The sequence below is a fragment of the Streptomyces sp. NPDC001599 genome, assembly GCF_042893535.1.
GTDB lineage: Bacteria > Actinomycetota > Actinomycetes > Streptomycetales > Streptomycetaceae > Streptomyces.
The window spans coordinates 45,085-65,018 of record NZ_JBIAVA010000005.1 but is presented as its reverse complement, the minus strand read 5'-3'; the positions used below and the strand labels follow the sequence as shown (position 1 = coordinate 65,018).

Annotated in this window: 19 protein-coding genes and 2 tRNA genes; 8 read left to right on the top strand and 13 right to left on the bottom strand. The window is 71.3% G+C overall.

Translation table 11 applies throughout. The features are described 5' to 3' along the window. Positions 1–144: 144 nt before the first annotated feature. Positions 145–783, top strand: a complete 639-nt coding sequence (locus ACFYZ3_RS15150; RefSeq protein WP_388516992.1) for a DsbA family protein — start codon at positions 145–147, stop codon at positions 781–783. Positions 784–842: 59 nt separating this feature from the next. Here ACFYZ3_RS15150 and ACFYZ3_RS15145 read toward each other — a convergent pair whose 3' ends face one another. The 9 genes from ACFYZ3_RS15145 to ACFYZ3_RS15105 all read right to left on the bottom strand — a co-directional run bounded on the left by ACFYZ3_RS15145 (position 843) and on the right by ACFYZ3_RS15105 (position 10,098). Then, positions 843–1,067 carry a hypothetical protein gene (locus tag ACFYZ3_RS15145; RefSeq protein ID WP_356868352.1) on the bottom strand — a complete coding sequence of 75 codons (225 nt, stop codon included), beginning with the start codon at positions 1,065–1,067 and terminating at the stop codon, positions 843–845. Between the two features lie 88 nt (positions 1,068–1,155). After that, the gene (locus ACFYZ3_RS15140) at positions 1,156–2,049 is read right to left on the bottom strand and encodes a TauD/TfdA dioxygenase family protein (RefSeq protein WP_388516989.1); all 894 of its coding nucleotides are present in this window, start codon (positions 2,047–2,049) and stop codon (positions 1,156–1,158) included. Between the two features lie 13 nt (positions 2,050–2,062). Further along, on the bottom strand, positions 2,063–3,436 hold the full coding sequence (locus tag ACFYZ3_RS15135) for an LLM class flavin-dependent oxidoreductase (protein ID WP_388516986.1): 1,374 nt from the start codon (positions 3,434–3,436) through the stop codon (positions 2,063–2,065). Continuing rightward, on the bottom strand, positions 3,436–4,167 hold the full coding sequence (locus ACFYZ3_RS15130) for an ABC transporter ATP-binding protein (RefSeq protein ID WP_388516983.1): 732 nt from the start codon (positions 4,165–4,167) through the stop codon (positions 3,436–3,438). The genes ACFYZ3_RS15135 and ACFYZ3_RS15130 overlap by 1 nt, the downstream gene beginning before the upstream one ends. After that, positions 4,143–4,994, bottom strand: a complete 852-nt coding sequence (locus tag ACFYZ3_RS15125; protein ID WP_388516981.1) for an ABC transporter permease — start codon at positions 4,992–4,994, stop codon at positions 4,143–4,145. The genes ACFYZ3_RS15130 and ACFYZ3_RS15125 overlap by 25 nt, the downstream gene beginning before the upstream one ends. Beyond that, positions 4,991–6,055 carry an ABC transporter substrate-binding protein gene (locus ACFYZ3_RS15120; protein WP_388516978.1) on the bottom strand — a complete coding sequence of 355 codons (1,065 nt, stop codon included), beginning with the start codon at positions 6,053–6,055 and terminating at the stop codon, positions 4,991–4,993. Before ACFYZ3_RS15120 ends, ACFYZ3_RS15125 begins: the two co-directional genes overlap by 4 nt. 237 nt (positions 6,056–6,292) lie before the next feature. Further along, entirely contained in the window at positions 6,293–7,492 is a 1,200-nt protein-coding gene (locus ACFYZ3_RS15115) for an ROK family protein (RefSeq protein ID WP_388516975.1), read from the bottom strand. Between the two features lie 424 nt (positions 7,493–7,916). Continuing rightward, a complete protein-coding gene (locus ACFYZ3_RS15110) occupies positions 7,917–8,558 on the bottom strand; it encodes a superoxide dismutase (RefSeq protein WP_003976168.1) in 642 nt (213 codons plus the stop codon). Between the two features lie 154 nt (positions 8,559–8,712). Continuing rightward, positions 8,713–10,098: an amino acid permease gene (locus ACFYZ3_RS15105; protein ID WP_388516972.1), complete on the bottom strand. Its 1,386-nt coding sequence runs from the start codon at positions 10,096–10,098 to the stop codon at positions 8,713–8,715. 384 nt (positions 10,099–10,482) lie between these two features. Here ACFYZ3_RS15105 and ACFYZ3_RS15100 point away from each other — a divergent pair, with 384 nt between their 5' ends. Continuing rightward, positions 10,483–11,064, top strand: coding sequence for a biotin transporter BioY (locus ACFYZ3_RS15100; protein WP_388516969.1), 582 nt, complete (start codon positions 10,483–10,485; stop codon positions 11,062–11,064). A gap of 78 nt (positions 11,065–11,142) precedes the next feature. Here ACFYZ3_RS15100 and ACFYZ3_RS15095 read toward each other — a convergent pair whose 3' ends face one another. Continuing rightward, positions 11,143–12,588 carry an amino acid permease gene (locus tag ACFYZ3_RS15095; protein ID WP_388516966.1) on the bottom strand — a complete coding sequence of 482 codons (1,446 nt, stop codon included), beginning with the start codon at positions 12,586–12,588 and terminating at the stop codon, positions 11,143–11,145. Between the two features lie 208 nt (positions 12,589–12,796). Here ACFYZ3_RS15095 and ACFYZ3_RS15090 point away from each other — a divergent pair, with 208 nt between their 5' ends. After that, positions 12,797–13,282 (top strand): ribose-5-phosphate isomerase, encoded by a 486-nt coding sequence (locus ACFYZ3_RS15090; RefSeq protein ID WP_388516963.1) that lies wholly within the window; start codon positions 12,797–12,799, stop codon positions 13,280–13,282. A gap of 111 nt (positions 13,283–13,393) precedes the next feature. Further along, the gene (locus ACFYZ3_RS15085) at positions 13,394–14,236 is read left to right on the top strand and encodes an Fpg/Nei family DNA glycosylase (RefSeq protein WP_388516961.1); all 843 of its coding nucleotides are present in this window, start codon (positions 13,394–13,396) and stop codon (positions 14,234–14,236) included. A 10-nt stretch (positions 14,237–14,246) separates the two neighbouring features. On the opposite strand, the gene ACFYZ3_RS15080 is transcribed toward ACFYZ3_RS15085, so the two are convergent. Next, complete coding sequence (locus tag ACFYZ3_RS15080; protein WP_388516958.1) at positions 14,247–15,533, bottom strand: GNAT family N-acetyltransferase; 1,287 nt, start codon at positions 15,531–15,533, stop codon at positions 14,247–14,249. Between the two features lie 162 nt (positions 15,534–15,695). On the opposite strand from ACFYZ3_RS15080, the gene ACFYZ3_RS15075 reads away from it, so the two are divergent. Further along, a complete protein-coding gene (locus ACFYZ3_RS15075; RefSeq protein WP_361000453.1) occupies positions 15,696–16,883 on the top strand; it encodes a PP2C family protein-serine/threonine phosphatase in 1,188 nt (395 codons plus the stop codon). Between the two features lie 23 nt (positions 16,884–16,906). Next, positions 16,907–17,383 (top strand): HD domain-containing protein, encoded by a 477-nt coding sequence (locus ACFYZ3_RS15070; protein WP_388516955.1) that lies wholly within the window; start codon positions 16,907–16,909, stop codon positions 17,381–17,383. A gap of 10 nt (positions 17,384–17,393) precedes the next feature. Here the strand turns inward: ACFYZ3_RS15070 and ACFYZ3_RS15065 are convergent, their stop codons facing one another. After that, on the bottom strand, positions 17,394–18,560 hold the full coding sequence (locus ACFYZ3_RS15065) for an acyltransferase family protein (protein WP_388516953.1): 1,167 nt from the start codon (positions 18,558–18,560) through the stop codon (positions 17,394–17,396). A 622-nt stretch (positions 18,561–19,182) separates the two neighbouring features. Between ACFYZ3_RS15065 and ACFYZ3_RS15060 the strand changes: the two genes are divergently transcribed. Then, positions 19,183–19,377, top strand: a complete 195-nt coding sequence (locus ACFYZ3_RS15060) for a hypothetical protein (RefSeq protein ID WP_003976178.1) — start codon at positions 19,183–19,185, stop codon at positions 19,375–19,377. 97 nt (positions 19,378–19,474) lie between these two features. On the opposite strand, the gene ACFYZ3_RS15055 is transcribed toward ACFYZ3_RS15060, so the two are convergent. Continuing rightward, positions 19,475–19,545 (bottom strand) — tRNA-Gly (locus ACFYZ3_RS15055). 163 nt (positions 19,546–19,708) lie between these two features. Between ACFYZ3_RS15055 and ACFYZ3_RS15050 the strand changes: the two genes are divergently transcribed. Continuing rightward, positions 19,709–19,785 (top strand) — tRNA-Pro (locus ACFYZ3_RS15050). Positions 19,786–19,934 lie beyond the last annotated feature (149 nt).

The window sequence follows — 19,934 nt, the reverse complement described above, 5'->3', positions numbered from 1 at the left end:
GCGGCACTCCCTCGGATGGTGTTCAGTATGCGGACAGCACCGATCCTGCCATGCGCCCCTGACGCGCGGCAGCCGGGAATGGGCGGGCCGGTCGTTCGGTTCCCGGGGATGAGTACTCGTTTGCGGCGCCTCATGAGGAGAGACATGTCGGAGAAGACGCCCGTCGACTTCTGGTTCGACCCCCTGTGCCCCTGGGCCTGGATGACCTCCCGCTGGGTCCTGGAGGTGGAGAAGGTCAGGGACATCGAGGTCCGCTGGCACCTGATGAGCCTGGCCGTCCTCAACGAGGACAAGCTCGACGAGCTGCCCACCGATTACCGCGAGCTGCTGGAGACCAAGGCCTGGGGCCCGGTCCGGGTCGTCATCGCCGCCCAGGAGGAGCACGGCGCCGACGTGCTCGGCGACCTCTACACTGCGCTCGGCACCCGCATCCACAACCAGGAGGAGGGCCCGGGCCGGGAGACGGTCGCCGCGGCCCTGAAGGACGTCGGTCTGCCCGAGTCCCTCATGGACCACTGGGACGACACCCCCTACGAGCCGCAGCTGCGCGCCTCCCACAAGGAGGGCATCGACAAGGTCGGCCAGGAGGTCGGCACCCCGGTCATCGCCGTGCCCGGCGCCGACGGCGGGCAGCTCGCCTTCTTCGGCCCGGTCGTCACCCCCGCCCCCAGGGGCGAGGACGCCGGCAAGCTCTGGGACGGCACCCTCGCCGTGGCCTCCGTACCGGGCTTCTACGAGATCAAGCGGACCCGCACCAAGGGCCCGGACTTCAGCAACCTCTGATCCGGACGCGCGTGTCCCCGCGCCCCCTGCCCGGGGACACGGGGACGCGGAACGGGCGGTCAGTCCTCCTCGGGCAGCGTCGCGCCGACGCGCCACCGGTCCTTGCGCTGGATCCGGCGGCAGCCGTTGTACGTGCAGCGGTGATAGGCCTTGGCGACGAAGACCTCCCCGGCCGCCGGCAGCTCCGCGAGGGCCAGCCGGGCCGCCGCCTTCTCCTCGTCCCCCTCCAGGTCCCGGAACTCCTGCATCGTGTCGCCGCAGTTCGGACACCGTACGTACGCCATGAGCGCCTCCTCGGGTGAACGGTGGGTCCTTTCCCCCGCAGGAGGCGCCCTACCCCCGCGCTCACGGGGGGCCGGGTCCGGTCCGCCGTTACGCGGCGACCGGGGTGTAGTGCGAGGCGTCTCCCTCGATCGAGTAGCTCTCCTTGCCCTCGATGCCCACGGGCACGGGACCGGCCAGCGTCACCCGGTGCAGCCGGCGCGGCCGGTCGTCGTAGTTGTCGACGGCGTAGTGCTGGGTGATGCGGTTGTCGAACAGCACCAGCTGGTTCTCCGACCAGCGGTGCCGCAGCACGTTCTCCGGGCGGGTGACGTAGGACTGGAGCAGTTCGAGCAGCTTGCGCGACTCGCCCACCGACAGGCCCACGATCCGCTGCGCGAACCCGCCGATGAACAGTCCGCGCTCGCCGGTCAGCGGGTGGACCCGCACCACCGGGTGGGCCGTGCGGTACTTGATCGAGGTGAACCGGGACCGGTGCGCGGCCTGCTCGGCGTCGACGTCCTCGTCCGCGACCGCGTAGTCGTAGTCGTTGGTGTGCTCCGCCCACAGGCCGTCGGCCAGCCGCCGCAGCGGCTCGGGCAGGTCCCGGTAGGCGCCCGCCGAGGACGCGATCAGGGTCTCGCCGCCGTACGGCGGGACCGTCAGGCTGCGCAGCGAGGTCGCCTGCGGCGGGTTGAGGACGAAGGTGACGTCGGTGTGCCAGTGGTTGGCACGGCCCCGCTCGCTGTCGACCGGCAGCACGTTGGGGGCGCCGTCCACCGCGCCGACGGTCGGGTGGGCGGTGGTGAGGTCCCCGAAGGCGCGCACGAAGTCCTGCTGGCCCTCGTCGTCGAGGTCCACGTCGTCGAAGACCAGCGCCTTGTGCTCGGCCAGGGCGGCCCCCAGCGCGGTGACGGTCGCCCCGTCCAGCGGTCGGGAGACGTCGACGCCGGACACCTTGGCGCCGATACGGGACGTGATCCTGGTGATCCGCAGATCGCTCATGCCGGTTCCTCTCTCAGATACGGGTGAGTGCGGCCGGTGCCCCGGCCGTGGCCGGGCCGGTGGCTTCGGTGACGTACTGGTTGCGGGGCCGGGGCAAGCCGTAGCGCTCGCGCAGGGTCTGCCGGGGCCCGTACGCGGTGCGCAGCAGGCCGCGCTCGCGCAGGACCGGGACGACGTGGTCCACGAAGTCCTCCAGGCCCGAGGGCAGCACCGGCGGCATGATGTTGAAGCCGTCGGCCGCACCCTCCGTGAACCACGACTCGATCCGGTCGGCCACCTGCTCCGGTGTCCCGGTGAAGGTCAGATGGCCGCGTCCGCCGCCCAGCCGCCCGATCAGCCGCCGCACGGTCAGGCGCTCGCGCCGGGCCAGCTCCACGATCAGCGTGTAGCGGCTCTTGGCGCCCTCGATGGCGCTCTCCGGCGGCAGGTCGTCCGGCAGCGGACCGTCCAGGTCCAGGGTGCCGCGCTCCAGCCGCAGCAGGTCCTCCAGGCGCCGTACGCCGTGCGCGGGCACGATGTGGTCGTCCAGGACCTGCTCCGCGGCGCGCGCCTCCGCCTCGGTGGAACCGAGCACGGGGACGATGCCCGGCAGCACCTTGAGGTGCTCCGGATCGCGACCGGCCCGCCGGGTGCGGGACTTGATGTCGGCGTAGAAGGCCTGCGCGTCCCCGAGCGTCTGCTGCGCGGTGAAGACCGCCTCCGCGTACCGGGCCGCGAAGGCCTTGCCGTCCGCGGAGGAGCCGGCCTGCACCAGCAGCGGGTAGCCCTGCGGGGTGCGGGGCACGTTGAGCGCGCCCTCCACGCTGAAGTACGTCCCCTTGTGGCGCGGCGGATGGACGCGGGCGTCGTCGCCCCACACACCGGCCGCCTTGTCGGCGAGGACCGCGTCGTCCTCCCAGCTGTCCCACAGCTTCAGTGCCACGTCCAGGAACTCGGCGGCACGGGCGTAGCGTTCGGCGTGCGCGGGCTCGGCGTCCAGGCCGAAGTTGCGGGCCGCCTCGGCCCCCGCGGTGGTGACGATGTTCCAGCCGGCCCGGCCGCCGCTGACGATGTCCAGCGAGGCGAACCTGCGGGCCAGGTTGTAGGGCGAGTTGTAGGACGTGGACGCGGTCGCGATCAGCCCGATGTGCTCGGTCGCCGTGGCCAGCGCCGTCAGGAGGGTGAGCGGTTCCAGCGCGCCGGCCGGCCGCTGTGCGAGGTTGCTCCACAGCTGCGGGCCGTCGGCGAGGAACAACGAGTCGAACGTGCCCCGTTCGGCGGTCCGGGCGAGATTCACGTAGTGCGCGAGGCTCACGTGCGCGTACGGGTCGCTCTCCGGCAGCCGCCAGGACGCCTCGTGGTGACCGGTGTTCATCAGGAACGCGTTCAGATGCAGTCGGCGGGTCATCAGTGGTCCTCCGTCACACCGAGGGCGGCCAGCAGCCGCTCCCGGTACTCGCCCAGCTTCGGCTCCCGGTAGGAGCGCGGATGGGGGCGGTCGATGGTCAGGTCGAGGCCGATACGGCCGTTCTCCAGCACCAGCACCCGGTCGGCGAGCACGATCGCCTCGTCGACGTCGTGGGTGACCAGCAGCACCGTGGGCCGGTGGCGCTTCCACAGCTCCCGCAGCAGGCCGTGCATCCTGATCCGGGTCAGGGCGTCCAGGGCGCCGAACGGCTCGTCGGCGAGCAGCAGCTGCGGCTCCCGCACCAGGGCCCGGGCCAGCGCCGCCCGCTGGGCCTCGCCGCCGGACAGCTCCCCGGGCCAGGCCCGTTCACGCCCCGCGAGACCCACCTCGGCCAGGGCGGCCCGGCCGCGCCCGGCGGCCTCCTTGCCCTCCGCGCCGAGCAGTACGTTGTCCAGCACCCGGGACCAGGGCAGCAGCCGGGAGTCCTGGAACACCACCGACACCCGCTCCGGCGCCGACAGCCGCCCCTCGCCCTCGACGCCGTGGTCCAGTCCGGCCACGGCCCGCAGCAGCGTGCTCTTGCCGGACCCGCTGTGCCCCAGCAGCGCCGTGAACTGACCGGCGGGCAGTGCGAGATCGATGCCGTCGAGGACCGTACGGCCCTTGAACGACCTGGTCAGCCCGTGCAGCCGGACGGCCGGCAGGGTCAGCTGCTCAGTGTGCGTCGCCACGACAGCACCCTCCGCTCGATCAGACGGACCACGCTGTCGGAGACCAGGCCGAAGACGCCGTAGATCAGCAGGCCGACGAGGATCACGTCCGTCTGGCCGTAGTTCTGGGCCTGGAACATCATGTAGCCGAGGCCGCTGGTGGCGTTGATCTGCTCCAGCACCACCAGGCCCAGCCAGGAGCCGGTCACACCGAGCCGCAGCCCCACGAAGAAGCCGGGCAGCGAGCCGGGGATCACCACCCGGCGGACGAACCGCAGCCGGGACAGTCCCTGCACCTCGGCCAGTTCGACGTAGCGGCTGTCGATGCCGGACAGCGCGGCGTGCGTGTTCAGGTACATCGGGATGTACACCACGATCGCGATGATGGCGATCTTGAAGGTCTCCCCGATGCCCAGCCACAGGATGAACAGCGGGATCAGACCCAGGGTCGGAACGGCCCGGTTGAGCTGCACCGTCCCGTCGATCAGGGCGTCGCCCACCCGGCTCAGCCCGGCGGCCAGCGCCAGCAGCACCCCGGCACCGAGCCCGATCGAGAACCCGATCGCCGCCCGGCGCAGCGAGGTGACGACATCGGTGGCCAGCGTCCCGTCCGACCACAGCCGGCCGGCGGTCTCCGCCACCGTCCAGGGCGCCGGGATCGCGCCGGGATCCAGCGCCCCGGCGGCCGAGGCGGCCGTCCACAGGACGACCACCAGCAGCGGACCGGCGAGCCGGGCGGCCGGCCACCGCTTTCCGGGCGAGAGCCGTCGGCGCCTGCGCACCTGACGGGTGTCCTCGGCGACGGTGACCGCGCTCTCGGCACTCGCGAGGGTGGTCACGGCGCTCACCTCCGGTATTCCGCCGTCGCGGCCCGTGCCGCGATGGCCTCGAAGCGGCGGTCGAAGAGCTGCGTCACGTCGAACTCCTTCACGAAGCCGCCCTCCGCCAGCAGGTCCGCCGTCTCCTGCTCCCACCTGATCGCCTCGTCCCAGCTCGGCGGGAACAGCGGCTTGTTGGCCAGTTCGGTGACGGCCCGCGCCTGGTCGAGGGTCAGGTTCTGGGTCTTGACGTAGTACTCCTCGTTCCACCGGTCGGGGTGCTCCCACGTCCAGATGAGGCCCTTGACCCACTGCGGGATGTAGGCGGCGACGGCGGCGGCCTTGGCGGGATCGTTCAGTACGGACTGCGGCGCCCACAGCAGGCTGAGCAGGTCGACGACGTCGGTCTCGATGGTGTGCGCGCCCTTGGACCCGTACTGGTCCAGATAGGCGGGGGCCTGGCTGTTGGCGAGCGGGGCGACGTCCACCTGACCGGACTGGAGGGCGGTCAGGAACTGGTTGCTGGTCAGCGGCACCAGTTCGACCTGGTCGTGGTCGAGTCCCGCCTTCTTGAGCGCCCGCAGCAGCACGACGCCCTGCGCCTGCCCCTGCGAGAAGGCCAGCTTCCTGCCCTCGAAGTCGGCCGGGGTGCGAATGTCGCTGCCGGGCTTCGTCGCGAACAGGTAGTTCGGTCTACGGGTGAGGTTGACGGCGACGATCCTCGCCTTGAAACCCTGGTAGTGGGCCTGGATCGGCGGAATACCCGCATTGTTGGCGAGGTCCAGGGAGTCCGCCCGGAAGGCGTTGATGACATCGGGACCCGCACCGATGTTCAGCCAGTCCGACACCTTGAACGGGACGGTCAGCCCGGCCAGTTCGAACTGGATTTGCTGAGTGTTCTGATAAGAGGAGATCTTCAGGCTGGTGCCCTCGGGCACCGTGTCGGAGAGCGGAGCGGTGGAGGCGCCCTTCGTCTCGGCGGCGGCACTGCCGCCGGCGCAGCCGCTGAGCCCGGCGACGGCTGCCGAAGCGCCGATCAGCGAGGTGAGGAAGAGGCGGCGGTCAATGCCTGTGGCAGGCGGAGCGGGCATGGGAGAACTCCCTGATCTCATACGGACGGGGCACGGCGGCAGCCGGGAAGACAGAACGGCACGGCAAGGTGGTGCCAGGCAGTGGGGCATACGGAATTCCGGTGACGAAAAAGGGAATTCACGCAGCGGGATACGCGCTCCGGGCGCGCCGGGGCGTCAGCAACAGAGGGTGCGACAGCTCATGAGGTGAATGCTTCCGGTCATCGGTGATCCGTGTCAACATTCCGCGACGCTGAATTAATTGGCCTCGGGTGAAGCGCCCAACGGATCCCGGTACAGCACGTCGAGAACGACCGAGCCACCCGCGACGGCCGGCACGGATTCGGGAAAACTCGTCGGGAAGACGGCCGCCGCGCGTTCCGTGCCGACCTCCTCCCGCAACGCCGCCAGGCAGTCCGTGCGGTGCATGGCGCCGATCTCGGTCACCACCACCGTCTCCGGATTGAGGACGTCCGCCAGCAGCCCCGCCGCCCGCCCGGTGGCCCGCGACCGCTCCAGCAGCAGCGCGGCTGCAACCGGGTCACCGGCGTTCGCCGCGGCGAGCACGTGCCGCGGACTGCTCCCGTCGGTGATCCCGGCCGCACGGGCCCGGCGGCACAGGGTCCGCTCGCTCAACTCCGCCTGGAGGCAGCCGGTACGCCCGCACGGGCACGGCTCGCCGCCGCCGGGCACCGGCAGATGCGCGATCGCGCCCGCCTGGGAACGCGGCCCGTGATGCACCTCGTCGTGGGTGGCGAAGGCCGCGTCGACCATGTTGCCGACGAACAGGTGCAGCACGCTTCCGCCGCCCCGCGCCCGCCCGAACAGCCGCTCGCCGTTGACCAACGCCCGGGCGTGCCCGTCGACGTGGACCGGCAGCCCGGTGTGCGCGCCGAGCACCTCCCGCACCGGCACGTCCCGCCAGCCCAGCAGCCCGTGCTCGACGATCACGCCGCAGTCCCGGTCGACCCAGCCGCCGGCCGCGAACCCCACCCCGAGCGGCCGGGCGTCGCGGACCTCGGCCAGCAGCGCCGCCAGCGCCTTTGCCGCGCGGGGCAGCACCCACCGCGGATCGGTGCGCTCGTGCTTCAGCTCCCGCTGCCGCACCACCCGGCCGCGCAGGTCGAGCAGCGCGACCGTGGTGTGGGGGACGGCCACGTGCACCCCGCCGACGACGAACCGCGAGTCGTCGAGGTCCAGGGGCACGTGCGGACGGCCCACCCCCTTCGGCCGCCGGGGCGGCTCGGCCTCGCGGACCAGCCCGAGCCGGGTGAAGCGGGCGCAGTAGTCCGTCACGGACGCCGGGGACAGGCCGGTCAGCCGGGCGATGGTGCTGCGCGCCACGGGCCCGTGCTCCAGCACGGAGCGCAGCACCACACCGGCGGTGGCCCGCCGCCGGTCGCGGTCGGCGCCGCGCGGTACGGGGGAAGCGATCAGGGTTGCCGCGGTACGGGGCATGTGGGTCTCCTCCGGAACGGTCCGACACTGCGCCGTCTGAACGGACGGAGGCGCGCCGGGTCCACCCCGCCCGCCTCACGGATCTGTTGACTCGTTGGCCGGGGGCACCCGTGTGGTGGTGCCCCGTCAGCTCACGCGAGGACGGCGACAGGTGGCAGTGCCCTGGCGTCGCAGGTCGACATAGCGACGCGACGTGAAGTTCCGGGCCTGGGCAACCATGTGTTCGAAGCTAGCAAAACGCCACCGCCCTGCCCAGACGGCGACCGACGGGCGAGACGGAGAGCGCCGTCCGGCGAGACGGAGAGCGCCGCCGGGCACGACAGAAGGCCCCCGCGAGTCACGTCCTCGCGGGGGCCCTCCTCATTCCGCCTGCCGGGTGAAGGTTGAGAAGACGATCACGAGGCAGGGCGACCGGGGGCGACTCTCACGGCGCCAGCAGCAGGGTGTTGGTGCGGGACTTGGCGGCCTCGTAGCGCCTGGCCACGTCCTGCCAGTTGACGACGGCCCACATGGCGTCGATGAAGTCGACCTTCTGGTTCTTGTACTGGAGGTAGAAGGCGTGCTCCCAGGCGTCGAAGACCAGGATCGGGGTGGAGCCCTGGCCGACGTTGCCCTGGTGGTCGTAGATCTGCTCGACGATCAGCCGGCCGCTCAGCGGCTCGTAGGCCAGCACGCCCCAGCCCGAGCCCTGGGTGGTCGCGGCGGCCTTGGTGAGCTGTGCCCGGAAGCCGGCGAAGGAGCCGAAGGACTCGGCGATCGCGTCGGCCAGCTCGCCCACGCCGTCCTTGTCCAGGGGCTCGCCGCCGCCGTCACCGGTCATGTTGTGCCAGTAGATCGAGTGCAGGATGTGGCCGGAGAGGTGGAAGGCCAGGTTCTTCTCCAGGCCGTTGATCGAGCCCCACGTCTCCTTGTCCCGCGCCTCGGCAAGCTGCTCCAGCGTGTCGTTGGCGCCCTTGACGTACGCGGCGTGGTGCTTGTCGTGGTGCAGCTCGATGATCTCGGGACTGATCACGGGAGCCAGCGCGGAGTAGTCGTACGGCAGTTCAGGAAGCGTGTAGACGGACATGGCGGATCCCCTCCGACCTCTTATTGCAAAAGGCTTGCAAGTGCACGCTAGCAGCAAGAGGCGCGGGAGGGGTGGAGGGGCGGACCCGGCGCGCATGAAAGGGCCCCCGCACGCCTTCGTGCGGGGGCCCTGGGGAGATGTGCCGGGCGGGTCGCTATCCGCGAGCCGCGCCCCGCCGCTGCCGGGCGTAGCCGACGGCCGCCAGGACCAGCGTCATCCCGCCCGTCGAGTACAGCTGCACCCGCGTGTCCGGCTCGCGGGCCATCAGGACGAACACCGCGGCCATGCCCGCCAGCGCCACCCAGGTCAGCCACGGGAAGGCCCACATGCGCACGACCAGCTTCTCGGGCGCCTCCTGCTCCAGGCGGCGGCGCAGCCGCAGCTGCGCGGCGGCGATGAAGATCCAGACGACCAGGATGACCGCGCCGATCATGTTCAGCAGCCAGGAGAAGACGTCGTCCGGCCGCCAGTAGCTGAGCAGCACGCAGCCGAAGCCGAAGAGGGAGGAGACCAGCACCGCGACCCGCGGCACCCCGCCCGACACCCGGCCCAGCACCTTCGGTCCCTGGCCCCGCTCGACCAGCGAGTAGCCGATGCGCGAGGCCCCGTAGATGTTGGCGTTCATCGCGCTCAGCAGCGCCACCAGCACCACGATGTTCATGAGCTGCCCCGCGCCCGGGATGCCCAGCTCGTCGAGGGCCGCCACGTACGGGCCCTTTTCGACGACTTCGGGGGAGTCCCACGGGACCAGGGTCACGATGACCGCCATCGAGCCGATGTAGAACAGCGCGATGCGCCACATCGCCGTCCGCACGGCGCTCGCCACGCCCCTGACCGGGTTCTCCGACTCGGCCGCCGCGATGGTGACCGTCTCCAGGCCGCCGTAGGCGAACACCGAGGCGAGCAGGCCGATGATCAGGCCGTTGCCGCCGTTCGGCAGGAAGTCGCCCAGGTGGGAGGTGCCGGGGGAGTCGGTTCCGGGAAGGACCCCGCAGATCGCCAGCACGCCGAGCACCAGGAACAGCGAGATCGCGCCGACCTTGAGCGCGGCGAACCAGAACTCGAACTCGCCGAAGTTCTTCACGGCGGCCAGGTTCGTCCCGCAGAACACCACCATGAACAGCGCCACCCAGGCCCACTCGGGCGTGCCCGGCAGCCAGCCGTGCACGATCTGCGCGGCGCCGATGCCCTCGAGGCCGACGGCCGTGCACAGCAGCACCCAGAACGCCCAGCCCGCCGTGAAACCGGCCCAGGGGCCGATCGCCCGCTCGGCGTGCGCGGAGAAGGAGCCGGAGGAGGGATACGCGGCGGACATCTCGCCCAGCATCCGCATCACCAGCATCACGAGGAGACCGGAGACGGTGTAGGCGACGACGATCGAGGGCCCCGCGGCGGCGATACCGGCGCCGGAGCCGACGAACAGCCCGGCTCCGATCACCCCGCCGAGGGCGATCATCGACAGGTGGCGCTGCTTGAGGCCGTGGGAGAGGGAGGCGTCCGCCGGCTGCCGGGGCGCCTTGGCGGTGGTGCTGTTGGACATGGAGCGGCTCGTCCGATGCGTGGGGGGGCGGGTGGAGGTGGGGGTGGAGTGGAGGGTGGGGGTGGGGCTGGGCAGGGCAAAAGCGCCCACAGTTTCCGGTCTCGCGCCGCCCGGCGACAGCGGCGGCCCACGATGCGGACGGACCGGATACGGAACGCGATCATCCGAATACGGCGTTCCGCCTGCCGGTACGCCCGGGTGACGCCCGCCTCACCCCCTCGGTGACCGGTGTCACCCGAGTCGGTGTGTATCCCGCGTCCTTTGTCGGGAGCCCACCAAGTCCACGAGCGGGCCTTTGTCGAGCGCTGCTGGTGATCGGTCCCGCCCGCTGGGATAGCGTCGCGGTGTCCCGACATGTCCACACCACCCCACCGCGGAGTCCCCATGAGCACCGCTGCCGTCCCCGCCCGATCCGGGCAGGTCCTCGCCGACCTCATCCCCTCCTCCCGAGTCCGGGACGTCGCGCTGGTGGCGGGCGGTGCCGTGCTCACCGGCATCGCGGCCCAGATCGCGGTGCCCGTGCCCGGCTCCCCGGTGCCGGTGACCGGCCAGACCTTCGCGGCACTGCTCGTCGGCACCTCGCTCGGCGCCCGCCGCGGCCTGCTCTCCCTCGCGCTCTACGCCCTGGTCGGCATGGCGGGCGTGCCGTGGTTCGCCGAGGGCGGCTCCGGCACCGCCGCCCCCTCCCTCGGCTACGTCTTCGGCATGCTGCTCGCCGCCACCGTCGTGGGCGCCCTGGCCCGCCGCGGCGCCGACCGTTCGGTGCTGCGCACGGCCGGCACGATGCTGCTCGGCGAGGCGCTCATCTACGCCGTCGGCGTGCCGTACCTGGCCCTCGCCGCCGACATGTCCCTCACCGCCGCGATCGCGGCCGGCCTCACCCCGTTCCTGATCGGCGACGCGCTGAAGGCCGCGCTGGCGATGGGCGTCCTGCCCGCCGCGTGGAAGCTGGTCGACAAGCGGTAACCGGCCGCGGGCCCACGCGAAGAGGCTCGCCGGAGCGCGACAGCGCCCCGGCGAGCCTCTTTCGTTTCCCGGCGGAGGTCAGCCCTTCCCGGCGGCGGCCCTCCGCGTCGCGGTGATCCGCTGCTTGACGAAGGCGACGACGAGGACGAGTGCGGCGACGAGCAGCGACAGCAGCACGGTGCTGCGCCCGTTGTGCTCGGTGTCGGTCAGCATGTAGCCGAGCACGAAGACGATGACCGCGGCGGCCGCCCAGGTCAGGTACGGGTACAGCCACATCCGTACGACCAGCTTCTCCGGCGCCTCGGCCTGGATGATCTTCCGCAGTCGCAGCTGCGAGAAGCAGATGGCCAGCCAGACGAAGAGGGCGACGGCGCCCGAGGAGTTGAGCAGGAAGAGGAAGACCGTGTCGGGGAACTTGTAGTTGAAGAAGACCGCGACGAAGCCGAAGACGACGGACGACAGGATCGCCGTCTGCGGCACCCCGCGCCGGGTGGTCCGGGCGAACGCCTTCGGTGCGTCCCCGCGCCGGCCGAGCGAGAAGGCCATGCGGGAGGCGGTGTAGAGCCCGGAGTTCAGACAGGACAGCACGGACGTCAGCACGATGAAGTTCATGATCTCGCCGGCGTTCGGGATCCCGAGCGAGTCCAGCGCGGCGACGTACGAGCCCTGGTCGACGATCGACTGCGAGTCCCAGGGCAGCAGCGCGACCACGACGAAGATGGACCCGAGGTAGAAGACGGCGATGCGCCAGATGATGCTGTTGGTCGCCTTGGTGACGGCCCGCTGCGGGTCCTCGGACTCACCGGCGGCTAGCGTGGGGATCTCGCTGCCCATGAACGAGAAGACGACGAGCAGTACGCCGGTGAGAATCGCCCCGGCCCCGTGCGGCAGGAACCCGCCGTGTTCGGTCAGATTCCCGAGCCCCGCCTGGTCGCTGTCCACGCCGGGCAGCACCCCGAAGACGGCCAGCCCGCCGACCACGATGAACGCGGCGATGGCGACGACCTTGATCCCGGCGAACCAGAACTCGAACTCGCCGTAGGAGCCGACGGAGGCGAGGTTGGTGGCGGTGAGCACGACCATCACGATCAGCGCCCAGCCCCACTGCGGCACGGCGGGAATCCACCCTTCCAGGATCTTGGCCCCGGCGGTGGCCTCCACGGCCAGCACCACGACCCAGAAGAACCAGTAGAGCCAGCCGATGGAGAACCCGGCCCACGGGCCGAGCGCGCGGTCGGCATGTGCGGAGAACGAGCCCGAGGTCGGGTTGGCGGCCGACATCTCCCCGAGCATCCGCATCACCAGCACCACGAGCGTGCCGACGAGGGCGTACGAGAGGAGGATGCCGGGTCCCGCGGTGGCGATTCCCGAACTGGAACCCACGAACAGCCCGGCTCCGATGACGCCGCCGATGGCGATCATCGACAGATGGCGGTTCTTGAGCCCGGCCTGAAGCCCGGACCCGGTTTGCGAGGGGCCCGCGGGCCCCTCCTCCGGTTTGGTCAAGGTCGGCTGCGAAGTCATGGGGGAGGTCTTCCTTTGCGCCGGTCGAGCACTTTCCCGTACGAGCGGTGTACGAGCCGGACCAGTGAAACGGAGGCGAACGAATTCAGGAACCTTTGAATCCGGATCGTTACTTGAGCTTTCCCTGAGCTTTTAAAGCTTCACAAGTCGTTTTCCCCAGTCGCAACCCGAAGCGTCCACCGCTTGGCGCGCGTGTCACACTCGACGCATGCGCGTGTATCTCGGCTCGGACCATGCGGGCTTCGAACTCAAGAACCACCTCGTCGAGTGGCTCACGGCGGCGGGTCACGAGCCCGTCGACTGCGGTCCGCACATCTACGACGCCCAGGACGACTACCCGCCCTTCTGCCTGCGCGCCGCCGAGCGCACGGCCGCGGACCCCGGCGCCCTCGGCATCGTGATCGGCGGTTCCGGCAACGGCGAGCAGATCGCGGCGAACAAGGTGAAGGGCGTGCGCGCGGCGCTGGCCTGGAGCGAGGAGACGGCGTCGCTCGGCCGCCAGCACAACGACGCCAACGTCGTCGCGGTCGGCGCCCGCATGCACACGCAGGAGGAGGCGACGAAGTTGGTCGAGACCTTCCTCGGCACCCCGTTCTCCGGCGACGAACGCCACATCCGCCGCATCGACATGCTCACGTCCTACGAGACGACGGGCGACCTTCCCCCGGTCCCGTCCCACCACCCGCAGCAGTAGCACCCCCGAACCCCCGGCCCACCCTGCCGCCCCCCCCCGCCGTGTGACGCGCGAGCACCGGGGGGCGGCACCGGCCACGCCGGCCGGGCGTCGGGCGAAAGGACACCGCACGTGCCAGAGGGGCACACGATCCACCGGCTGGCGCAGGACTACACCGCCGCCTTCGCCCGCACGGCAGTCCGCGTCACCAGCCCGCAGGGCAAGTTCGCCGACTCCGCCGCCCTCCTCGACGGCACCGTCCTGACCACCGCCGACGCCCACGGCAAGCACCTGTTCCTCGGCTTCGGCGCAGCGGGGAACGCGGCCGAGTACGCGGCCGAGGACGCCGCCTGGGTCCACATCCACCTGGGCCTCTTCGGCAAGGTCGCCTTCGGCCCGGCCCCCGCGCCCCCGCCCACGGACACCGTCCGCCTCCGCCTGGCCAACGACACCTCCTACGTCGACCTCCGCGGCCCCACCACCTGCGCCCTGATCACGGACCCGGAGAAGCAGGCGATACACGACCGCCTCGGCCCCGACCCCCTGCGCCCGGACGCCGACCCCGCGGCCGCCCACCGCCGGATCTCCCGCAGCCGCACCACCATCGCCGCCCTGCTCATGGACCAGAAGGTCATCGCCGGCGTCGGCAACGTCTACCGTGCCGAGGTCCTCTTCCGCCACGGCATCGACCCGTACCGCCCCGGCAAGGACCTCACCCCCGCCGAGTGGGACACCATCTGGCAGGACCTCACCGCCCTCATGCGCGAGGGGGTGCGGAACAACCGCATCGACACCGTCCGCCCCGAGCACACCCCCGAGGCCATGGGCCGCCCGCCCCGCGTCGACGACCACGGCGGCGAGGTCTACGTCTACCGCCGGGCCAACCAGCCCTGCCACCTGTGCGGCAGTCCCATCAGCACCGCCGACCTCGCCGCCCGCAACCTCTTCTGGTGCCCCACCTGTCAGAAACGGTGAGAGTCCGGACTCAGAACCCGTGCGGCAGCCACGGTGCCACGTCCGACCCGAACGCCACCGACGCCTCCGCCAGCGCCCCGGCCCGCACCTCGCGCACCCGCCCGGCCGCGCCCAGCGAACCCAGCGGCACACCCCCCAGGTACGCCGCGCCCAACTCCCGCACGGACAGCGCCAGATCCGCCCCGTCGGACGTACGCTCGCACGAGGCGCCCTTCGGGTCGCCGCTCAGCCGCCAACGCCCCGCGTTCCAGGGGCAGAAGGCGTCCTCGACCTCGAACACCACGTCCACCGGCGTCTGGTAGGTCCGCGCCGCGAGCGCCGCACCCACGTCCACCAGCCGTACGTACAACGCGTCCCGCAGCTCCGGCCGGCACCGCCGGATGTCCGACACCTGGTGCTGCCACGCCTCGTCCACCGGCCGCCCCCGCACCGCCAGCCGGGAGGTCAGGTCGACGTCGTACAGGAAGCGCCACAACGCCGCCTCGGTCGCCGGGTCGAGACCGGCCAGGTCGTCGAGGACCACCGTGCCCCCGGCCCCCTCGGGACCCCAGGCCGGCCGCACCCGGAAGCGCGCGAACCCGGTGACCTCGCCGTCCCGCCGGGCGAGGACGCACTGCAAGGGCGAGGCACCGTCCCGCCCGCTCTCCGGATCCAGCAGCGCCAGCCGCTCCCAGCCGGGCCGCCGGGCCAGCATCCCCGGCCGCCCCGGCACCAGCCGTGCGTACACCGCCTCGCACGCGTCGAGCACGTCGGCGGGCACCGCGTACCGCAGCCGTACGTCATCCGTGCCCGGCGGCACGGACAACCGGACCCGGCTCGTGTCGATCTCCGCGTTGAGCCCGAAGGTCGCGGCGCCGTACCCGAACCGGCCGTAGATCGCCGGCTCGGAGGCCGTCAGGACCGCCAGCGGCTCGCCCCAGGCCCGTACGTCGTCCAGCTGCCGCCGCATCATCGACGTCAGCACGCCCCGGCGCCGGTGCGTGGCGGCGACGCTCACCATCGTCACGCCCGCCGCGCGCACCCGCGCGCCGCCCGGCACGGTCATCCGGAAGTCGAACGCCCCCGTCGTCCCGACGCACGCCTCGTCCTCCCCCTCGCCCTCCCAGACGCCGATCGACCGGTCCACCCGCGTCAGCTCCCGGAACAGCTCCAGCTCCTCGGCCGGTTCCGGAACCCCGCCGAAGGCCCGGATCAGCGACCCGTACCAGCTGTCCCACTCCTCGCGCCGCAGCACCCGAGGCTCCGTCATCGTCATCGTCGTCGTCACGCCGCCGTCATCACCCGTGGACCGTTCCATACGGCATGCGTACCAGGGCCGCACGAGTCGAGCGAGACAATTTCCGCAGGGTTGCGGCGCGGGAGCCGTTCGTGAAGTTCACTGTGAAGTCCGGCCTCGGACGGGGGACAAGTGGGACCTCCCGTGCCAAGCGGCCGGTCCGATGGATAGGGTCCCGAACTAATGGCAGCAGGACGACAGCGGCGCGCGGAGGCCGATACGTTCGCGGCCCGGTGGAAGAAGCAGTGGCACCGGGCCCGCGTCGGCGTGCGCCGAGCCGCCGTCGACTACTTCCGCGGCGACGGCTCGGACTGGATCGCGCTCGCCGGACTGCTCCTGACGATCCCCGTCATCGCGGCCACCACGATGGCCAACTCGGTGTGGTGCTCGCCCTCCGCGCTCGTCATCCCGATCGTCGCGGGCGGGCTGCTGCTGCGCCCGGCGAGCCTGCTCGGCCTGTACGCCGCGGCGGCCACCGCGCTGATCGTGGAGTCGGTGCAGCTCGGCCCGTACACCGAGGGCCCCTCCCGGGTCACGCCCGGCGTGGTCCTGGTCGTCGCGGCCTGCGGCTTCTTCGGGCTCCTCGTCGCCCAGTTCCGCAGCCGGGTCGGCGTGCCCTGGCGGCGCGGCGGCACCATGCTCTTCGACCTGCGCGAACGCATCCGCGTCCAGAGCAAGCTGCCCAAGCTGCCCAAGGGCTGGCACCGCGAGATGGCGCTGCGCCCGGCCGGCGGCCAGTCCTTCTCCGGCGACTTCGTCGTCGCGGCCCGCACCAACGGCGGCCGGACGCTGGAGGTCGTCCTCACCGACGTCTCCGGCAAGGGCATGGACGCCGCCTCGCGCGCCCTGCTGCTGTCGGGGGCCTTCGGCGGACTGCTGGGCAGCCTGCCCCCGCACGCCTTCCTGCCGGCCGCCAACGGCTACCTCCTCCGCCAGGACTGGGACGAGGGCTTCGCCACCTCCATCCACCTCGTCCTGGACCTCGACTCCGGCGACTACGAGCTGTACTCCGCCGGACACCCGCCGGGCCTCCAGCTCAGCGCGGGCACCGGCCGCTGGGAGGAGAAGTCCGCCGACGGACCGCTGCTCGGCGTGTACGACGGCGCGCAGTTCGACCAGGTGAAGGGCTCGCTGCGGCCCGGAGACGTCCTGATGCTGTTCACGGACGGCCTGGTGGAGACCTCCGACCGGGACATCGCCGAGGGCATCGACCGCCTCACCGGCGAGGCCGACCGCTATGTCGCGGGCGGCTTCCACGGCGCGGCCTGGCACCTGATCGAGGCGGTGGCCAAGGACGTCAACGACGACCGGGCGCTGCTGCTGATCTGCCGGGAGGGCCCGACGGCCCAGTCCGCGCCGGCCACGGACTGAGGCCCGCGCCGCATACTGGGCCCATGCCGCCCACGCCCCACGACTCCGGACCGCCCGCCCCGCCGCTCTCCCTGGCCGAGGTCGAGGCCACGGCCCGCGCCGCCCACGCCGGACAGACCGACAAGGCGGGGCGGCCCTACGCCGAACACCTGCGGGCCGTCGCGGAGGGCGTACGGGTGCGCGGCGGCGACGACGAGCAGATCGCGGCCGCCTGGCTGCACGACGCCGTCGAGGACGACGCGCTGACCGAGCGCTGGCTGGACGAGGCGCCGCTGAGCCGCCGTACCAAGGACATCGTCCTGGCCCTCACCAAGCGGGCGGGGGAGCCGCCCGAGGCCTACGCCGCGCGGATCCTGGCCACCCCCGGCGCGCGGCTGGTCAAGGAGGCGGACCTGGCGCACAACGCCGACCCCGCGAGGCTGGCCGTCCTCGACAGGGCCACCCGCACACGACTGACCGAGAAGTACACGCGGATGCGCGCACTTCTCGGTCAGGGGTGACCCACCGGTTCTAGACGGAGATCCTCTCGCCGCCGGCGTTCGACGCGGCGGGCTCGGTGGACGTCTCGCGTGCCCCGGTACCGGTCCGGTCCCGCTTCTCCCGGCCCCGGGCGGCGTCGCCGGGATCCTGTCGGAAGGCCCAGTCCATTCTCGGTTCGACCACGTACCGCAGGACCCGCTGGACGGGCTTGGTGCACAGCAGGGTGATGACGGCGGCGCCGAGGACGGTGAGCCCGATCTCGCCCAGCGGCCGGTCCAGGAAGGGCTGCTGGAACCAACCGGTGTAGTCGCCCTCCTTCACCAGGAAGCCGTGCAGCAGGTAGCCGTAGATCGTGCCGGCGCCGAGCGCGGTGAACCACATGCGCCGGCCGGGCACCCAGGCGAAGAAGCACGCGGTCAGCACCACGGAGCAGCCGAAGAGCGCGAGGGTCAGGACGGGCCCGGACCACCAGGGGGCGCTCGTGTCCTGCACCGAGGCGTTGCGGTAGAACCAGCCGGTCTCCATGCGCGGCACCGACCACCAGGCGATCACCAGCGCCGCCGCGACCACCGGCACGGACCAGATCCGCACCGAACGGCGCCGCACCAGCCGGAAGTGCTCGGGGCGCAGCAGCAGCCCCAGCACGAAGCACGGCAGGAACTGCAGCACCCGCTGCATGTTCAGGTCGTTGCCGACGGTGGGCGTCACGGAGGCCAGCGCGGCGATGCCGAGGGCGATCGGGAGCGGCCAACGGAGCGTCTGCCAGAGGGGGGTGGTCAGCCGCCACACGAACAGCGCGCACAGGAACCACAGGAGATAGGTGGGGTCCAGCAGGCTGATGTCGTTGCCCGGGTCCTCGCTGACGCGGCGGTGCAGCGCGTAGGCGACCTCGAAGACCACGTAGGGGACGACGACACCGGTGATCAGCCGTTTGACGCGCTTGGGGCTCAGGTCGAAACTGCGCGAGAAGTAGCCGGAGATGACGATGAACGCCGGCATGTGGAACGTGTACAGGACCCGGTAGAGGGTCTCCACGGTCCGGTTCCCGTCCAGGATCTGACCCCAGGCGTGGCCCACACCGACCAGGACGATCGCCAGGTACTTGGCGTTGTCGAAGAACGCGTCGCGCTGCCGGCTCGGGCGGGTGCGTGGGGACGGCGACTTCCGGTCGCCGTCGGATCGCAGCGAGCTAGTCATGCAACCCCCCGCCGAAAAACCGGCGAGTAGTCACAGGACCTCGCTGCTCTGATGGGGGACGAGGCAGCGTAGAACATCTGAGGCACCCTAGCGTTCGCCGTCGCATTCCGTAAAACGCTCGACGTCATTCCTGCATTTCGGGTCTTGGAAACGGGGTGAGTACTGTGCGAGTACCCCGTATTCCGGGAACTCGGCCTCCCCGGACGCGTGACGGACCCCATGCGGAACGCCCTGTTTGTCATGACACATCATGACTGAACAGTGCACTTACGGGCTTCATGGGTGATCCTGTGATCTCCCTGTGATCTCCCTGTGGTGGCGCTGTCGGCGCGCCCGTCGATGTGTCCGCCGCGACAATTCGAAATATCCGCGAACGCGTTGTGTGGGCATGGAAACGAAACGGCCCGAATTCCCCGCAGGAGTGGATCGTCGAAATCATGTGCGGGAGGCGACGGCGGGCCGCGCCCGCGTGCGCGGGGGAGCGTGCCGTTCACGGATCCGGCCGGACGATGTGTCACCTGCCGCATGACGGGGCCCGGTTGGTGGCACGATGGTTCTGGCGGGGGTGTGCGGTGCTGCACCTCCGGGCGGGAGTGCGGACCGACCGAGGGTGTGATCAGTTGTGGCCATTTCACTGTCAGTGGTGCTGCTCTTGGGGATCATCCTGGTGGTGCTGCTGCGGGGAGGCTCGATCAAGGCGGGGCCGGCGGTCGTCGCGGTCCTCTTCGGCTTCTTCCTCGCCTCGACCGGCATGGCGGACGACATCCAACGCTTCCTGGACTCGATAGCGGACACGATCAACTCGATCCAGTTCTAGCCCGCGGCCTCCAGGCCCCCGTGCGGTCCGGGCACCCCCGGGACCGCACAAAGGCCTCCGGCCCGATCCCTGCGGGACCGGGCCGGAGGCCTCTCGGAGCGGGCGACGGGAATCGAACCCGCGTAGCCAGTTTGGAAGACTGGGGCTCTACCATTGAGCTACGCCCGCACAGCACGCGCCGCACGTCGGTGACCGCGGCACTGCACGCATCGTAGCGGGTCGTGCCCCCTCACCGCACACCCCTTCCGGTCCGCGCCGGACCTTCACGGACGCTCGGGAAACTCTGCGGTCCCCGGTGCCTGGCGGCATGTACCCTACGTGTCGCACCAGACGGGGTGTGGCGCAGCTTGGTAGCGCGTCCGCTTTGGGAGCGGAAGGCCGTGGGTTCAAATCCCGCCACCCCGACCACCGACCGATCCGCCGACCGACCACCGAGTGATCGCCGGGTGATCGCCTTTTGGGCCGTGTAGTCGCTGCCGTTACTATGCAAGCTGCACGCCCGTGTGTCATCAGCGTCTGAAGTCTCCGGGCGGCGAAATTTGCCGGACACTCTCTGG

Bases quoted from the DNA above. Each gene is read 5' to 3' on its own strand.
- ACFYZ3_RS15145 (WP_356868352.1), bottom strand. From the start codon at position 1,067: ATGGCGTACGTACGGTGTCCGAACTGCGGCGACACGATGCAGGAGTTC.
- ACFYZ3_RS15110 (WP_003976168.1), bottom strand. From the start codon at position 8,558: ATGTCCGTCTACACGCTTCCTGAACTGCCGTACGACTACTCCGCGCTG.
- ACFYZ3_RS15135 (WP_388516986.1), bottom strand. From the start codon at position 3,436: ATGACCCGCCGACTGCATCTGAACGCGTTCCTGATGAACACCGGTCAC.
- ACFYZ3_RS15105 (WP_388516972.1), bottom strand. From the start codon at position 10,098: ATGTCCAACAGCACCACCGCCAAGGCGCCCCGGCAGCCGGCGGACGCC.
- ACFYZ3_RS15100 (WP_388516969.1), top strand. From the start codon at position 10,483: ATGAGCACCGCTGCCGTCCCCGCCCGATCCGGGCAGGTCCTCGCCGAC.
- ACFYZ3_RS15150 (WP_388516992.1), top strand. From the start codon at position 145: ATGTCGGAGAAGACGCCCGTCGACTTCTGGTTCGACCCCCTGTGCCCC.
- ACFYZ3_RS15140 (WP_388516989.1), bottom strand. From the start codon at position 2,049: ATGAGCGATCTGCGGATCACCAGGATCACGTCCCGTATCGGCGCCAAG.
- ACFYZ3_RS15115 (WP_388516975.1), bottom strand. From the start codon at position 7,492: ATGCCCCGTACCGCGGCAACCCTGATCGCTTCCCCCGTACCGCGCGGC.
- ACFYZ3_RS15080 (WP_388516958.1), bottom strand. From the start codon at position 15,533: ATGGAACGGTCCACGGGTGATGACGGCGGCGTGACGACGACGATGACG.
- ACFYZ3_RS15120 (WP_388516978.1), bottom strand. From the start codon at position 6,055: ATGCCCGCTCCGCCTGCCACAGGCATTGACCGCCGCCTCTTCCTCACC.
- ACFYZ3_RS15075 (WP_361000453.1), top strand. From the start codon at position 15,696: ATGGCAGCAGGACGACAGCGGCGCGCGGAGGCCGATACGTTCGCGGCC.
- ACFYZ3_RS15095 (WP_388516966.1), bottom strand. From the start codon at position 12,588: ATGACTTCGCAGCCGACCTTGACCAAACCGGAGGAGGGGCCCGCGGGC.
- ACFYZ3_RS15070 (WP_388516955.1), top strand. From the start codon at position 16,907: ATGCCGCCCACGCCCCACGACTCCGGACCGCCCGCCCCGCCGCTCTCC.
- ACFYZ3_RS15065 (WP_388516953.1), bottom strand. From the start codon at position 18,560: ATGACTAGCTCGCTGCGATCCGACGGCGACCGGAAGTCGCCGTCCCCA.
- ACFYZ3_RS15090 (WP_388516963.1), top strand. From the start codon at position 12,797: ATGCGCGTGTATCTCGGCTCGGACCATGCGGGCTTCGAACTCAAGAAC.